Origin of the sequence: Pseudomonas savastanoi (assembly GCF_020917325.1) — a bacterium.
GTDB classification, from domain to species: Bacteria; Pseudomonadota; Gammaproteobacteria; order Pseudomonadales; family Pseudomonadaceae; genus Aquipseudomonas; species Aquipseudomonas amygdali.
Map to the genome: position 1 here is coordinate 1158669 of NZ_CP076652.1, position 15243 is coordinate 1173911.

At 59.6% G+C, this 15243-nt stretch carries 13 protein-coding genes; 4 read left to right on the forward strand and 9 right to left on the reverse strand.

Annotation, left to right across the window (positions count from 1 at the left end; all coding sequences use genetic code 11):
- The first annotated feature begins 98 nt into the window (after window positions 1-98).
- The 4 genes from KP808_RS05145 to KP808_RS05160 are packed head-to-tail and all read left to right on the forward strand — an operon-like array spanning window position 99 to window position 4837.
- The gene (locus KP808_RS05145) at window positions 99-1580 is read left to right on the forward strand and encodes an efflux transporter outer membrane subunit (protein ID WP_230017593.1); all 1482 of its coding nucleotides are present in this window, start codon (window positions 99-101) and stop codon (window positions 1578-1580) included.
- The gene (locus tag KP808_RS05150; protein WP_230017598.1) at window positions 1577-3763 is read left to right on the forward strand and encodes an FUSC family protein; all 2187 of its coding nucleotides are present in this window, start codon (window positions 1577-1579) and stop codon (window positions 3761-3763) included. Before KP808_RS05145 ends, KP808_RS05150 begins: the two co-directional genes overlap by 4 nt.
- Window positions 3753-3953, forward strand: coding sequence for a DUF1656 domain-containing protein (locus KP808_RS05155; protein WP_005752937.1), 201 nt, complete (start codon window positions 3753-3755; stop codon window positions 3951-3953). The genes KP808_RS05150 and KP808_RS05155 overlap by 11 nt, the downstream gene beginning before the upstream one ends.
- Before the next feature lie 23 nt (window positions 3954-3976).
- On the forward strand, window positions 3977-4837 hold the full coding sequence (locus KP808_RS05160; protein ID WP_219171030.1) for an efflux RND transporter periplasmic adaptor subunit: 861 nt from the start codon (window positions 3977-3979) through the stop codon (window positions 4835-4837).
- Window positions 4838-5418: 581 nt separating this feature from the next.
- Here the strand turns inward: KP808_RS05160 and KP808_RS05165 are convergent.
- The 9 genes from KP808_RS05165 to KP808_RS05205 form a co-directional block, all read right to left on the reverse strand.
- On the reverse strand, window positions 5419-6237 hold the full coding sequence (locus KP808_RS05165) for an SDR family oxidoreductase (protein WP_122258166.1): 819 nt from the start codon (window positions 6235-6237) through the stop codon (window positions 5419-5421).
- Window positions 6238-6254: 17 nt separating this feature from the next.
- Window positions 6255-6719, reverse strand: a complete 465-nt coding sequence (locus KP808_RS05170; protein WP_054077852.1) for a hypothetical protein — start codon at window positions 6717-6719, stop codon at window positions 6255-6257.
- 126 nt (window positions 6720-6845) lie between these two features.
- Window positions 6846-7205: a hypothetical protein gene (locus KP808_RS05175; RefSeq protein WP_058400613.1), complete on the reverse strand. Its 360-nt coding sequence runs from the start codon at window positions 7203-7205 to the stop codon at window positions 6846-6848.
- A gap of 259 nt (window positions 7206-7464) precedes the next feature.
- Complete coding sequence (locus KP808_RS05180; protein WP_004663964.1) at window positions 7465-8916, reverse strand: mannose-1-phosphate guanylyltransferase/mannose-6-phosphate isomerase; 1452 nt, start codon at window positions 8914-8916, stop codon at window positions 7465-7467.
- A 118-nt stretch (window positions 8917-9034) separates the two neighbouring features.
- A complete protein-coding gene (locus KP808_RS05185) occupies window positions 9035-9703 on the reverse strand; it encodes an alginate O-acetyltransferase AlgF (protein WP_002552248.1) in 669 nt (222 codons plus the stop codon).
- A gap of 12 nt (window positions 9704-9715) precedes the next feature.
- Window positions 9716-10891 (reverse strand): alginate O-acetyltransferase, encoded by a 1176-nt coding sequence (locus KP808_RS05190; RefSeq protein WP_031595142.1) that lies wholly within the window; start codon window positions 10889-10891, stop codon window positions 9716-9718.
- A gap of 10 nt (window positions 10892-10901) precedes the next feature.
- Window positions 10902-12458, reverse strand: a complete 1557-nt coding sequence (locus KP808_RS05195) for an MBOAT family O-acyltransferase (protein ID WP_058400616.1) — start codon at window positions 12456-12458, stop codon at window positions 10902-10904.
- Between the two features lie 190 nt (window positions 12459-12648).
- Window positions 12649-13785, reverse strand: coding sequence for a mannuronate-specific alginate lyase (locus KP808_RS05200; protein ID WP_230017605.1), 1137 nt, complete (start codon window positions 13783-13785; stop codon window positions 12649-12651).
- 8 nt (window positions 13786-13793) lie between these two features.
- Window positions 13794-15233, reverse strand: a complete 1440-nt coding sequence (locus tag KP808_RS05205; protein ID WP_058400617.1) for an alginate O-acetyltransferase AlgX-related protein — start codon at window positions 15231-15233, stop codon at window positions 13794-13796.
- Window positions 15234-15243: the final 10 nt, after the last annotated feature.

The window sequence follows — 15243 nt, forward strand, 5'->3', positions numbered from 1 at the left end:
ACAAAGATTCACAAATCTCCCCGCTTATCACCGCGTCGAGCGCCGCCTAGAATCGCCGCCATTCAAGGTGTATTACCTCCGTTCGGGAACTCGCAGCTGTGCCGCGTCGCATCATCAGAGGGCTCTGGCCCGTCGGTATCCTGGCTTTTACGCTGGTCCTCAACGGCTGTATCGGAACACATGGAATCAAACCGCAGGGCAGTCTTCTGCACGCGGACAGCCTGGCCACCGATCAGGCGATTCAGAGCGCTGCCCTCGACGCCCATTGGCCCGCAGCGCAATGGTGGAGTGCCTACGGCGATGCGCAACTCAATCACTGGGTCGATATTGCTACGCTTGGCAGCCCGGGTCTGGCGCTGGCCGCTGCCCGTGTGCGCCAGGCAAGAGCGATGGCGCAGATCGCCGAGTCATCCGAGTCGGTGCAGGTGCAGGGCAGTGCCAGCCTGATGCGCCACGACTGGCCCGAGGATCAGTTTTATGGTCCCGGAGCGCTGGCCGATACTCGCACCTGGGACAACAATGCGTCGCTGGGCCTGAGCTACGCGCTGGACCTGTGGGGGCGTGAACGCAACGCCAGCGAGCAGGCCCTTGATCTGGCGCACGTGAGTGCTGCCGAGCAGCGTCAGGCGCAGCTCGAATTGCAGGAAAACGTGGTTCGCGCCTACATCCAGCTGGCCCTTGAATACGCCCGACTGGATATCGCCGAGGCAGCGCTGGCCCAGCAGCAACAGATACTCGATCTGGCGCAGCGTCGCCTCAAGGGCGGGATCGGCACGCATTTCGAAATCAGTCAGGCCGAAACGCCATTGCCCGAGGCCCACCGGCAGATTGATGCGCTGCAAGAGGCCATCGCCCTGAGCCGCAATCAGCTGGCCGCGCTGGCAGGCAAGGGGCCGGGAGAGGGCGCGGCGCTGCAACGGCCCACGCTGTCGTTGCACACCGAGCTGAAATTGCCGTCGGCATTGCCCGCTGAACTGCTGGGGCGGCGGCCTGACGTGGTGGCCGCTCGTTGGCAGGTTGCGGCGCAAGCGCGTGGTATCGACGTTGCGCATGCGGGCTTTTATCCCAATGTCGATCTGGTCGGCAGCCTGAGCTACATGGCCACGGGCGGCGGCATGCTGGAGTTTCTGACCGGCAGCAAGCTGGGTTACAAGGTCGGGCCAGCCATCAGCTTGCCGATTTTTGACGGCGGGCGCTTGCGGGCGCAGCTGGGGCAGGCGTCGGCCGCGTATGACCAGGCCGTGGCGCGTTACAACCAGACGCTGGTGACGGCGTTGAAAAGTATTTCCGACCAGCTTATTCGTCGCGCCTCGATGGACAAGCAACAGGCACTTGCCGCCGAGTCGGTGGCGTCGGCACAAAAGACCTACGACATTGCGTTGATCGCCTGGCAGCGCGGGCTGACCGATTACCTGAACGTACTCAACGCACGGACCCAGTTGTTTCGCCAGCAGCAGATTCAGCAACAGGTCGAGGCTGCGCGCCTTAATGCCTATGCCGGGCTGGTGGTAGCGCTGGGTGGGGAGAGCGGCGGTTGCCATCCTTCACACACCACGGCTGATCTTGAGTGTGCGAAATGATTGCTGCCTTTGAACGCGTGACCGCTCTGCCCTGGCGTCGTGAATTTCGTAGTTGGGCGCGCAGTGACGGGGTGACCTGGGTTTACCTTTTCAAGGTATTGATCGCTGCATTTCTGACGTACTGGCTGGCTCTGCGCCTGGAGTTGCCGCAGCCGCACACGGCGATTATCACCGTGTTCATCGTCATGCAGCCGCAGAGCGGGCAGGTGTTTGCCAAAAGTTTTTACCGCCTGCTGGGTACGCTGGCCGGGTCGGCCATGATGGTGCTGTTGATGGCCCTGTTTGCGCAGAACCCGCTGCCGTTTCTCGGCAGCCTGGCGCTCTGGGTCGGTGTCTGCTCAGCAGGTGCGGCACGTTATCGCAACTTTCGCGCTTACGGCTTTGTGCTGGCGGGGTATACGGCTGCGATGGTAGGGCTGCCCGCCCTGGCGCACCCCGAAGGTTCATTCATGTCAGCGGTGTGGCGAGTGCTGGAAATCACCCTGGGGATCCTCTGTTCCACTGCGGTGAGTGCGGCAATTCTGCCGCAGAGTTCCAGTGCCGCTATGCGCAATGCGCTGTACCAGCGCTTCGGCGTATTCGCCCGTTTCATGGCCGAGGGTTTGCGCGGGGAGATTGCACGCACGGCATTTGAAACCGGAAACGTGCGCTTCGTCGCCGAGGCCATCGGTCTGGAAGGGCTGCGCAGCGTCACAGTGTTCGAGGACCCGCACATGCGCCGGCGCAACGGGCGGCTCAATCGCTTGAACAGCGAGTTCATGGCCGTTACGACGCGCTTCAATGCACTGCATCAGTTGCTTGAACGGCTGCGGCTGGAACGTGCCGATACGGTGTTGAGGTACATCGGTCCCGGTCTTGAAACCCTCGCAGAACTGCTCGATGGCTTCGCCGACCGCGCGTTGACCAATGATGATGCTGCGCTGCTGGTCACGCGCCTTGAGACGTGCAGGGCGCAGTTGCCCGAGCGGGTCAGAAGACTGCGCGCCGAGCTGGAACACACCCTGCCGAGCGACGCCGAACGACTCGATTTTCATACGGCGTTCGAGCTGCTGTACCGGCTGGTCAGCGAGCTGCATGATTACGCGCTGACCCACGCATCGCTGGCCGATCACACCCATGTGCGTGAACAGTGGAACGCGTCATTCGTGCCGCATACCCACTGGATGACAGCCCTGGCGTCCGGAGCCCGCGCGACCTGCGTGGTCGGCCTGATGAGTGCATATTGGGTGCTGACGGCCTGGCCCAGCGGCGCGAGCATGGTCCTGGCCTCGGCGGCCACCGTTGCTCTGTCGTCGACCACCCACAACCCCAGACGCATGTCGCTGCAAATGGCCGGCGGTACGTTGCTCGGCGCGCTGCTGGGTTTTGTCGAAACCTTTTTTCTGTTCCCGCACATCGACGGTTTTCCGTTGCTGTGCCTGCTACTGGCCCCGGTGTTTGTGCTCGGCGCCTTTCTGGGTTCACGTCCGCAGTGGACGGGATACGGCCTGGGGCTGCTGATTTTTTTCAGCCTGGGCTCGGTGCCGGACAACCTGACGGTCTACAACCCTTACACCTTCATCAACGATTACCTCGCGATGGTCATCGGCATGCTGATCTGTGCCGCAGCGGGGGCGATCATCCTGCCACCCAACAGCCGCTGGATGTGGCAGCGTCTGGAGCAGGCCTTGCGCAATCAGGTGGTGTTTGCGATTGGCGCACCGCTCAAGCGTCTGGGTTCAAGCTTCGAAAGCCAGACCCGCGACCTGATGCATCAGGCGTACGGTCTGGCGATCAGCAAACCCTTGGTGCAGCGCGAGCTGTTGCGCTGGATGTTCGTGGTGCTGGAAATCGGCCACGCCATTATCGAGCTGCGCCGCGAACAGGCAATTCTGCCGATTCATCCGGCCTACGCCGAATACCAACCCTGGCGCATCGCGTTGCGCGTCATGGGACGCGCCTTGGTACGCCTGTTCATCCAGCCCGATGCGGTCAATCTGCAGCGCGGCCTGTCGGCGGTCGATCAGGCCATCAAACGGGTGCAGGAGGCCGATGAACCCTTCGCCTCGCATTTCGACACCTCGGTGCTGCGTCGGGTGAAAAGCTATCTGCACTTTATCCGCACCTCGCTGCTGGACCCGCAATCGCCGCTTGCTGTCTATGGCGTCGAGCGAACCGCTTCAGGAGTCGCCCATGCCGCGTGAAATAGCCTTCCACGGTCTGTATATGCCGACCCTCACGCTGATCTTTCTGCTGGCCGTGGTTCTGGCATGGGCGCTGGATCGTCTGCTGGCTGGTTTTGACCTGTATCGGCATTTCTGGCACCCGGCCTTGCTGCGTCTGGGCCTGTTTATCTGCATCTTCGGCGCTCTGGCGCTGCCCCTTTATCGTTGACGCCTGAGTCGAGAAATATCCGCATGAAAAAGTTCTATAGCCTTCTTGCCACATTGTTGGTGTTGGCAATCGCGCTCTGGGTTGGTCGTACGCTGTGGGTCGACTACATGGATACGCCGTGGACTCGTGATGGTCGGGTACGCGCCGATATCATCAATGTAGCCGCCGATGTGTCCGGCACCGTGGTCGATGTGCCGGTGCACGACAATCAACGGGTAAAACGCGGCGATTTGCTGATGCAGATCGACCCGGAACATTACCGGATCGCAGTCCGCCAGGCGCAGGCGTTGCTGGCTTCACGCAAGGCGACGTGGGAGATGCGCAAGCTCAACGCGAAGCGCCGTGCCGACATGGATGAACTGGTCATTTCGGCAGAAAACCGTGACGACGCGAGCAATGTCGCCACCTCGGCGCTGGCTGATTACCAGCTGGCGCAGGCGCAACTGGAAGCGGCCGAACTTAACCTGTCCCGCACGCGGGTGTTGGCGGCGGTGGACGGTTACGTCACCAATCTGAACGTCCATCGTGGCGACTATGCACGCATTGGCGAAGCGAAGATGGCCGTGGTCGATATGAACTCGTTCTGGGTCTACGGTTTTTTCGAGGAAACCAAGTTGCCGCACCTTAACGTGGGCGATCCTGCCGATATGCAGTTGATGAGTGGCGAAGTGCTAAAAGGCCATGTCGAAAGCATCGCACGCGGTATCTACGACCGCGACAACCCGCAAAGTCGCGAATTGATCGCTGACGTGAACCCGACCTTCAACTGGGTGCGTCTGGCCCAGCGCGTGCCGGTGCGCATTCATCTGGATTCCGTACCGGAAAGCGTATTGCTGGCGGCGGGAATGACCTGCACGGTGATCGTCAGGCCGATAGACGGCTGATGCTAGAGGACGCAGAGCGTCCAGAACGGCATGCGACGCGGAGCGTCGCACGATAGTTACAAGACTCGGCTACAGAACAGCGGTGCTGGCGGCGGGAATGACCTGCACGGTGATTGTCAGGCCGCTAGACGGCTGATGCTTGAGGACGCAGAGCGTCCAGAACGGCATGCGACGCGGAGCGTCGCACGATAGTTACAAGACTCGGCTACAGAACAGCGGTGCTGGCGGCGGGAATGACCTGCACGGTGATCGTCAGGCCGATAGACGGCTGATGCTAGAGGACGCAGAGCGTCCAGAACGGCATGCGACGCGGAGCGTCGCACGATAGTTACAAGACTCGGCTACAGAACAGCGGTGCTGGCGGCGGGAATGACCTGCACGGTGATTGTCAGGCCGATAGGCGGCTGATGCTTGAGGACGCAGAGCGTCCAGAACGGCATGCGACGCGGAGCGTCGCACGATAATTGCGATGATCGCTCCCTACGCTCCAGCATTGGGATTGACGAATCGGAGCGTCGCACGATAGGCAGGTGATCGTTCCGCACGCTCCAGCGTGGGAATGCAGTTCGTGACGCTCTGCGTCACAAGTCGGTGTTCAATCCAAAGCGTTTTCTCAGGCCCATATCCAGTAGCCCTTTGGGCAGCAACCACGCCATCAGCGGCAGCAGGCGTGAGCCGTTGCCAAGACGCAGAAGGCGTGGCGGATGGGTGTGTTGCACGGCTTTGAGCAGGTCGCGGGCGAATTCTGTTGCGGGTGTAGGGTTGTCCAGTGAAGCCTTGGCGCGTGCGCGAATGCCTTCGCGGATCGGCCACCAGGGTGATTGCTCGCTGATCAACTGCTCGGCTTCGTGACTGGCGTTTTTTGCGAAGCTTGAAGCAATGGCGCCGGGCTGGACCTCCATCACCTGTACGCCAAATGGTGCCAACTCCAGACGCAGCGCATCGCTGAGGGCATGCACCGCGGCCTTGGAAGCGCAGTAAGCACCCGCAAAAGGGGTGACCAATACACCTGAAACGCTACCGATATTGACTACCAGGCCTTTGTTGCGACGCAGCGCCGCAAACAGCGCGCGGGTAACGCCGATGACGGAAAACACATTGGTTTCAAACTGCCGCTGCAAGGCATCCACGCCGCCGTCGAGCAGCGGCCCCATCGCGCCATAGCCAGCGTTATTGATCAACACATCCAGACCGCTGTGCTCCAGGCCGGCGGCCAGTTGCTCCAGCGCCAGTCCGTCGTTGACATCCAGCTGCACGGCAATGAAGCCCGCGGCACTGAGTGCAGCGACATCCTCGGCCTTGCGTGCAGTGGCCCAGACTTCATAGCCAGTGGCCTTGAACGCATCGGCCAGTGCACGACCGATTCCGCTGGAACAGCCTGTAATCAAAGCGATGGGCATGAGGGAGATCCTTGTGGTCAGTCCGAGAAACTGCCTTGTAGATGTTCTGCGCGAAATTCCAGGGTTTGCGGGCGATAGCCATTGCGCAGTGCAGGCAGTGGCACGCAATCCTGCCACGTACCTTTGGCCTGAAGTTCGCCGGGGCCGCGGTAGCGTGCAGAGGTGTAGGTGTTATCCGCCAGATTCACCGAGTCGCCGGGCGCATAGGCCGCGATCCGCCAGCGCAGTTCCTGCAACGCGACCTGATTGGTATTGGTGATGCTGACCTGCAAGGGACGATCTGCCGGGCAGCCTTGCGGATCGTATCCGAGGCGGATTTCCAGGCGCTCAAGCTGGCGCGTTTCCTGGCTGTCCTGCCAGATCACCACAGCCGCCACGACCCCAAGCCCGACCGCCGCAGCCAACGAGACCGGCAAGGCCTTGGCGGGGTAGCGCAATAACAACACAAGCCAGGTCAGGATCAACAGGATGCCGATAAACATGCAGGTCTCCAGCAGGGGGCAGTGCCGGACATCCTACAGAAACCAGTGTGGTTGACCAATGACGGTACATGAGACAGGTCAAAGAAACTCCGATGCTCACCGAGGTCTCTTCGCGCCAGGCTGATATTACTCAATAAAGCTGTAAACGGCAGATTCCGGGGTATCGGGCCAAGTGTCCATATCTGTCACCTGCACAGTGCCGGTAATCCTGGCCTTGTGGGTCGGTTTAAAGATCATGGATGGATCCGTGCCTGTATTCTCAAGCGTTATGATTGTTGGTTCACCTGATGTTATGGGCGATGAGCCTGATAACAGCGGACGGTTGCTGTTATCTGCATTGACCAGGTTCAGTATGACGAAGGTACAGCGTGGGTCTTTGAATGCGGGTAATTCCAGAACGATGCCTTTACTCAACGAGATTTCTTTTTTTGCTGACGCTCCTTGTACAACCGGGGTCGGGAGGGTGGGTGCAGATGGCGTAGCCATATCGGATAGCTCCTGTTTGAACGTGCAGCGTTGGCTGGCTGCGTTCAAACAATCCTAACCATGGTGGGCAGGTAGTACTACTGACAGAAATGACAGTGGCTAATAGCCGCGTATTTAAGGTTGCAGGGACTTGAGGTTTACAGAACTGTAAGTACCTGGCGGGTTATGAATGTGTATAAGCAAGCATACCTATGCAAATGAAAAAGCCCCCGGCAACAATGAGTCGCCGGAGGCTATGTAGCGTGCAGCTAAAACCCTATCAACGAGCGATAGTTTGCGTCTTCACACCCGCTTCAAGCGCGTTCGAACGACCGTAGATATCTTCGAAACGCTCGATGTCGTCTTCGCCCAGGTAGCTGCCCGATTGCACTTCGATGATTTCCAACGGGATCTTGCCTGGGTTGCGCAGGCGATGGACCGAGGCGATCGGGATGTAGGTGGACTGGTTTTCGGTGAGCAGGAACACGTTCTCGTCACAGGTCACCTGCGCAGTACCGGATACCACGATCCAGTGTTCGGCGCGGTGGTGGTGCATCTGCAGCGACAGGCAGGCACCCGGCTTGACGGAGATACGCTTGACCTGGAAGCGACCGCCCATGTCCACCGAATCGTAGGAGCCCCACGGACGGTACACTTCGAGGTGGTTCTGGGTCTCGGTGCGGCCCTGTTCGTTGAGGGTGGCGACCATCTGCTTGACGCCCTGGACCTTGTCCTTGTGGGCAATCATCATCGCGTCCTTGGTTTCGACGACCACGATGTTGTCCAGACCGATCACCGACACCAGTTTGCCGTTGCCGTGGATCATGCAGTTGCGGCTGTCCTGGATGACGACGTCGCCCTTGGTGACGTTGCCGTTGGCGTCCTTGGCGTTGACTTCCCACAGCGACGACCAGCAGCCGACATCGCTCCAGCCGGCCGACAGCGGTACGACGCAGGCGCGCTGGGTTTTTTCCATGACCGCGTAGTCGATGGAGTTGTCCGGGCAGCAAGCGAAGGTGGAAGCGTCGATTTCCAGCGCATCGCCGTCCTGCACGCTGCGCTCAAGGGTCAGCAGGCAGGTGTCGTAGATGTCCGGATCGTGCTTTTTCAGCTCTTCCAGGAAGCGGCTGGCGCGGAACAGGAACATGCCGCTGTTCCAGTAGTAACCACCGGCTTCGACGAATTCCCTGGCGCGTTTTTCGTCAGGTTTTTCGACGAACTGCGACACGCGGCTGACGCCTTCCGGCAGCAGGGCATCGGCGGTGGACTTGATGTAGCCATAGCCGGTTTCAGGCTTGTTGGCCGGTACGCCGAACAGCACCATTTCGCCACGCTCTGCGGCGACGGTCGCCAGTGCCAGTGCGCGTTGCAGGGCTTTCTGGTCTTCGATGACGTGGTCGGCTGGCAGCACCAGCATCAGGCCGTCATTGCCTTCGTTTACCAGCTTCATGGCGGTCAGGGCAACGGCTGGCGCCGTGTTGCGGCCGAACGGTTCCATGAGGATCGCCTGGGTTTCCAGGTTCAGTGCAGCGAGTTGCTCGTTGACGATGAAACGGTGGTCCTTGTTGCAGACCACGATAGGCTCCTGCATGCCCTCGAACACCAAACGCTCCAGGGTTTGCTGGAACAGGGTGTGCTCGCCGGTCAGTGCCAGGAACTGTTTAGGGAATTGTTTACGCGAAAGCGGCCAGAGTCGTGAACCACTACCGCCTGACAAGATAACTGGAATCATTTTGTTTCTCCAAAAGCATTCAATTAGGGCCGTACGAGGTGTCTGTCGTTTCTGTCTTGTTCTTGTTCCGCGCGGGTCGGTTCAGCGCTGATGCCCTGAACCGACCTGCATAATCCGTTTAGCGGGTTGCAACCGGTGGCTTGACCCACACTGGCGAGAGGCTGCTGCCACTGCCGGTGATGTAGAGCACAGCGGCTTCGCCACGCTCCAGTGCCACTGGTTTCACATCGGTGACTTTCTTGTCGCCGTCGTACAGCGCCAGGCTGACTTTGACCGGGTTGATCTCACGCTCGCCGGTGCCTTTGGCCGCTACGGCGTTGACCACTTCGGTCTTGCCGTCGGCGGTTTTCAGAGTCAGGGACTTGTCGCTGAGGTTCTGAACGCGAACCAGGGATTTCTGCTTGTTCTTGAACGGCGGCTCTTCAACCAGCTGCGGTTTGCCGCTGGCGTTGTTGACGATGGTGTAGTAGTGATCACCCGCCAGTTTCACCGGCAGGCTCTGGCTGCCCAGCTTGGCGGTGTAGTCGCCCTGTGGCATGAAGCTGAACGCAGTGCTGCCCAGTGGCGCGACTTCGTTGAGGTTGGTGTTGCCAACGGTGGCGCTGATTTCGGCGTTGCTGGCGTTGTAGACACGCACGAAGGTCGAGCCTTTTGGTGCGGTCGGGCCGTACAGGGCGGAGTCACCGGCGAAAGCCTGCAGGGACATCAGGCCCAGACCTGCGGCCATTGCGCAGGTTTTGAAAATGCGTTTTGCGGCCGAACGGTTGGCAGTAGTGTTAAAAGTCATGAGTCAGTCCTCTCAGTTTTGCGCCCGGTTGGGCGACTCGGATTGTTTGGCGTTGAGCGCCACGTTTTCTTGGGTGTCACGCGATTTCTTCAGCTCGGCGATCCACTTCGGATCGAACTCGCCAAGATCGTTGTGTGCCGGCAGGTAGCGCTCCGGGAATTCCCAGATCACCACTTGCGGCGGGGTGTTCTTGAAAGCATCGGTCTGCAGGTACTTGAGCATCGGCAGAATTGGGCCATGGCCGTCTTCGGCGTAGTTGACGACATCGCTGCGCAGCGCTTCTTTCAAGGCACCGACGAAGTTCCAGTTAGGGTTGGCGCTGTAGCTGGTGCCCACCAGACCCACCGGGATGTCGCTGTCTGCGAACAGTGCGTCACCGCCTGCCGCTTCGCCTGCTACCGGATCGGTACTGCGTTTCTGCAACTCGTCCGGCTTGGGCAGCATGTTGCTGAACAGCGGATCGAGCGGCAGGAATGTAGTCAGGTCACCTTTGTAGGCTTCGGTTCCCTTGGCTTGTGTGACGAACTGCTCAGGTTCACCTTCCAGTGGTGTTTTCTGGGCAATCGCGGCGCTCAGTTGCTGCGCGGCGACTTCGGCACCCATTGGCGTCCAGTGGGTGTCGGTGCGTAGGAAAACCTGGCCCTGTTGCTTGGCAGCTTGCAGCGGTGCCAACAGGTCCGGGGCAAAGATCCCGGCCTTGGCGACCTGAGCGTGGAACTGCTGATACAGGTCGGTGTGCAGGCTGGCAGGCTTGCTGTCACCGATGTGCTCCGGGTACAGACGGGTTTTTGCCGGAACAATCGCCAGGACCAGTTTGGTGCCCTGTTTTTCCAGCGCGTCACGCACACCCTGAATGATCGCCAGGTTGTCGGCTTCGTTCTGCTCGCCGTTGGCAACCGCGTCGAACTCTTCGTCGGTGTACAACCACTGGTCCTTGCCGAGCACTACGCCCGGACGACCTTCGTTGAACAGTTTGAAATCCAGCGCCGCCCAGAGGTTGGTGCCCAGGCGCTTGATCGGGAACTCATCGTCGTAATGAGTTTCCGCCGCCTTGGTCCATTTGCCGTTGAGCACAGTGGTCTCGGCCGACGTCGAGAAGGTGCTGAAGCTGCGCAGCGACCAGACGCCCAGGACCAGCAGAATGGCCAGGAAGATGGCGATATAGAGGATTCGTAATGAACGGGTCATGTCAGGCTCCTCAGAACTGGAAGTAAAGGAACGGCGAGAAGCTTTGCGCCGAGAGTTTGAGAATCGAAGCCACGAACAGCAGCAGGATCAGTGCACGCATGGCGTAACGTGGCCAGTCGGCAACCCAGTACGCGGGCTGCACCTGGGCTTCGCTGCCCACGGTGTAGCCTGGCAGGTGCAGACTGCCGGGAGCATCGCCGGGAACGGCCTTGATGGTGCCCGGTTGGGCGGTCGCAGGACCGTCAGCCTTGGCGCTCTTGCCGGTGTCTTTTTCGCGGTTCTGGTAGAAGTCGCGCAGACCGAAGAACGCCAGCGTCAGATACGCCACCACCAGTGTTGCCACTTGCAGACCGGTCAGGCTGGCGCGGTTGAGTTCCGACAGCTGCCACTCGCCGAAGCTGAACATGGCGCTGTACATACGACCGGCGACATGCAGGTTTTCAGCGCGGAAGATGACCCAGCCTATGACCACCAGCAGGAAGGTCAGTGCCCAGCGGATCGGGTTGAAACTGTAGGGTTTGGTGTTGATACCGACCGCTTTTTCGATCGCCAGCCACATGCCGTGCCAGGCACCCCAGATGATGTAGGTGACGTTGGCACCGTGCCACAGACCGCCGAGCAGCATGGTCAGGAACAGGTTGCGGTAGGTCGCAACCTTGCCGCCACGGTTGCCGCCCAGCGTGATGTACAGGTAGTCACGCAGCCAGGTGGACAGGCTGATGTGCCAGCGACGCCAGAACTCGGTGATCGACTGGCTGATGTAGGGCTGTTTGAAGTTTTCCATGAAGCGGAAACCCATCATCAGACCCAGACCGATGGCCATGTCGCTATAACCGGAGAAGTCGAAGTACAGCTGCGCGGTGTAGGCCAGCGCACCCAGCCAGGCGTCGCCGGTGGTCGGGTTTTGCAAGGCGAAGCAGTGGTCGGCGACCACCGCCAGGGTGTCGGCGATGAACACTTTCTTGATGAAGCCCTGCATGAAGCGCGTGGCACCCTCAGAGAACTTGTCCAGCGTGTGTGTACGGTTGTTGAACTGGTCGGCCAGATCGCGGAAACGCAGCACGGGGCCGGCGATCAGGTGCGGGAAGATCGCGACGAATGCAGCGAAGTCGATCAGGTTGCGCGTGGCCGGGGTGTCACCGCGGTAAACGTCGATGATGTAGCTGATGGACTCGAAGACATAGAACGAGATACCGATCGGCAACAGCACGTGGGTCAGGATGAACGGTTCCAGACCCATCGAGGTCATGGCTGCGTTGATGCTGTCCACACCGAAGTTGGCGTATTTGAAGTAGCCCAGAATACACAGGTCCACGATTACGCCGAGCAGCAGCCAGCGCTGTGCCGGTTTGGTCCGCACACCTGCTGCGCCTACCTTGAGACCGATCCAGTAGTTCCAGACGGTCACGCCGATGAACAACGCCAGAAAGTCCACACGCCACCAGGCGTAGAAGATATAGCTGGCAATCAGCAACAGCAGATTGCGATAGCGTTGCCCGCTCAAGTAGTACAAGCCGAGGAAGATCGGCATGAACAGGAACAGGAACACGTTGGATGAGAAAACCATCCTTATCTCTCCGTTTGTCCAACATTCAAGGGCTCAAAGCCCCCCCAAACCCCCCGTTGAAATTGGGGGGTAAAACACGTCGCGTTACGGCTTGTCGGTGAAGCAGCTCAGGCGAGGTCCGGTCTCACGGATTCAGCGTCTGGGCGTGCCTCTTCGCGAGCAAGCTCGCTCCCACAAAGACCTCTGTGAATCACGAACCGTCGTTGTCGCCCTTGTCGCCTTTCTCGTGCGTCGGGTCGTAGACCTTGGTCAGGTCACCGCCGAGGCGGAAAGTCTTGAACGGCTGCTTTTCGTGTTTCTCTTCCAGCACATCCGGGCTGCAGGTGTAGAGCGAGCAGTACGGTTCGAGCCAGGCGAATTTCGGATCTTTCTTCAAGTCCGTCATGTCCTGTTTCTCGCCGTTGTGTTCAGCGAAAATCGAAGGGTCTTTGACACCCGCCAGCACACGGTCACCCAGACGCTTCAAGGCACCATTGTTTTCCGGACGCAGATCGACACCGTTGGCCTGGGCGAAACTGGCGATCATCGCGAGCGGCGGCAGGGCGTAGTTGTGATACGACAGCGCGCGTTGACGACGCTTCATCTCGTTAGGCAGGAAACCGTCCTTGTCCACCTGATTGGCGGCGACCTTGTATTCCTTCACAGCCCAGTCGAACAGGTCCTGGCGGTTGGTGGCGACGGCGGTTGCCATCACTGACCAAGCGGCCCAGTACGAGTGGTTGTTGATTTTTTCCAGCGGCAGGTTGCTCCAGTCGCTGACCACCTGGTCGGCCAGCTTGCTGAACCATGCTTCGATGATCTTCGCGTCCTGCTGACGATTGGCCAGCGGGTGCGACTCGGAGAACTTCAGACGCAGGTAGGCGGAGGACATGCTGCCCAGTGCCCATTTGCGCATGGACTTGCCGGTGTGGTTGAACTCGCGCGACTCCAGCGCATCGGCCTTGGCCCAGGTGGTCATCATGTTCAGCGCGCAATCGAGCTGTTCCGGACGACCGTCACGCATGTACTGCATCACGACTTTGCTGACGCCGCGCTCAAGGTCAGTGATGTCCTTGGTCGCATCGCGAAATGCTTCTTCCGACACGGCGTTGAGGGTCGCACGTGCCTTGTCCGAACCTTCGTACTTGCTGCGGAAAACCAGCTTGTCGGTGTACGGCTTTGGAATGGCTTCACAGCTGAAGTTGTGATCGCCAGTCTTCATTTTTTCGATCGGGGCGTCATAGCCCTTGGGTGGAACCAGTGCGGCGGACGCACCCGTAGCCCAGGCCATCGATGACAGAATTGCCATCGACAGCAGGGCAGGGCGTATCAGTTTAGGAGTCTGCATAAGTCACCTCATAGTCCGGCTTGAGCGGTGTGTGTCGCAGCGCTCGGGAACACGTTGCGTTTGCATACTTTGGCTTCGACTTTCTGTGGTGCCGTGCCTGCTTCCGGTCCCTGGATCTCCAGCGCCAGCAATTGCTGGTTAGCCCAGTCCTCGTCTTCGCGCAGTTCGAACGCGAAGCGTCCGTCAGTATCGGACGTTTCCGGTTTTTCGATTTTCAGATCTTCGTGACGCCCGTTCATGTACCAGAGCCTGGCTTGAAGGACTTTCACCGAAGTATCGTCAAACTTGATATCGATCTGATTGCTGCCGTTGCGGATATCCTTGATGCCATTCTTGCCATTGACCAACACTTCGTTGGTGCCCGGCTTGAGGGTGGTGCTGGCGCTCATTACCGCAGGCTTGCCTTCGCAGCCGTTGTCCAGCAGCGCCATCATCTGGCGATAGATGGTTTCCTGATCCAGGCGATACAGCGGCGAGAATTCCCAGATGAGAATTTTCGGCGGACGCTTCTGGAAGTCTTCACTGCCCAGGTACTGCAGCATCGAACCTTCCAGACCACCACCAGGGAACGCTACGTTCAACACGTCGGCACCCATGTATTCCTGCAGGAAGCCAGCGAAGTTGTAGTTCTTGCCGCTGTGACTGGTGCCGACCAGCGTGATCTCCGGGTTGCCGGAATCGCCGAACAGGTCACCGTCGCCCGCCTCACCCTTGGGTTCGGTGGTGAATTGATCCATGTACTGGATCGCATAGCTGGTGCCGCACAATTGACCCGCCATATTGTGCAAAGTGCCCGTTTTGCCCATGCGACCGGAAATATGGCTTTCGAACTCACGCTTGGGGATATCGCCGTAGGCCGGAATCTTTTTCACGGTTTCGGCGACGATTTTCGCCGTGCGTTGTGCGCCGTAAGGCGTCCAGTGCTGGTCACCGCGGAAGTAGAAGTCATGCGCCTGCTGCTCGTTGGTCAACGGCGACAGGTCCGGTACCCAGTAACCCATCTTGCTGAAGCGGCCGAGCATGGCCTGATAGTTTTTCAGCGCCTTGTCATAGTCGAACTTGTCGCGTTCAGCCGGAAAAAGCTTGTTGCGATCTACCAGACCACGGGTCGGTTGATAGACCACGACCAGTTCGACACCCTTGCTCTTGAACGCATCGTGCAGTTCTTTCATGCGGCGGTAGCCGGCAGGCGTGGTGTCGAACTCGGTGCGCAGGTCTTCCTGAGTCCGGAACAGCCAGTCGCCCTGCGCCTGGACCAGTGTGGTGAAGTTCTGCTGATAGCGCGTGGTGTAGTTTTTCGCATCATGCGCGGCCGGGCACAGCGAGCAGCAAGGCTCGGCCTTGAACGTCGGCGCTTGCGAGTCGTCTGCCCGAGCGACACCAGCGGCGGCCATCAAGGCGGCGGTGAGGCTGGACAGGCTCAACAGCTTGATCAGATGTGCGTGCATAACAATACCC

Excerpts from the sequence above, each read along its gene's own strand:
- KP808_RS05185 (WP_002552248.1), bottom strand. The coding sequence starts at position 9,703 with ATGACTTTTAACACTACTGCCAACCGTTCGGCCGCAAAACGCATTTTC.
- KP808_RS05195 (WP_058400616.1), bottom strand. The coding sequence starts at position 12,458 with ATGGTTTTCTCATCCAACGTGTTCCTGTTCCTGTTCATGCCGATCTTC.
- KP808_RS05205 (WP_058400617.1), bottom strand. The coding sequence starts at position 15,233 with ATGCACGCACATCTGATCAAGCTGTTGAGCCTGTCCAGCCTCACCGCC.
- KP808_RS05160 (WP_219171030.1), top strand. The coding sequence starts at position 3,977 with ATGAAAAAGTTCTATAGCCTTCTTGCCACATTGTTGGTGTTGGCAATC.
- KP808_RS05180 (WP_004663964.1), bottom strand. The coding sequence starts at position 8,916 with ATGATTCCAGTTATCTTGTCAGGCGGTAGTGGTTCACGACTCTGGCCG.
- KP808_RS05155 (WP_005752937.1), top strand. The coding sequence starts at position 3,753 with ATGCCGCGTGAAATAGCCTTCCACGGTCTGTATATGCCGACCCTCACG.
- KP808_RS05170 (WP_054077852.1), bottom strand. The coding sequence starts at position 6,719 with ATGTTTATCGGCATCCTGTTGATCCTGACCTGGCTTGTGTTGTTATTG.
- KP808_RS05190 (WP_031595142.1), bottom strand. The coding sequence starts at position 10,891 with ATGACCCGTTCATTACGAATCCTCTATATCGCCATCTTCCTGGCCATT.
- KP808_RS05200 (WP_230017605.1), bottom strand. The coding sequence starts at position 13,785 with ATGCAGACTCCTAAACTGATACGCCCTGCCCTGCTGTCGATGGCAATT.
- KP808_RS05165 (WP_122258166.1), bottom strand. The coding sequence starts at position 6,237 with ATGCCCATCGCTTTGATTACAGGCTGTTCCAGCGGAATCGGTCGTGCA.
- KP808_RS05150 (WP_230017598.1), top strand. The coding sequence starts at position 1,577 with ATGATTGCTGCCTTTGAACGCGTGACCGCTCTGCCCTGGCGTCGTGAA.
- KP808_RS05175 (WP_058400613.1), bottom strand. The coding sequence starts at position 7,205 with ATGGCTACGCCATCTGCACCCACCCTCCCGACCCCGGTTGTACAAGGA.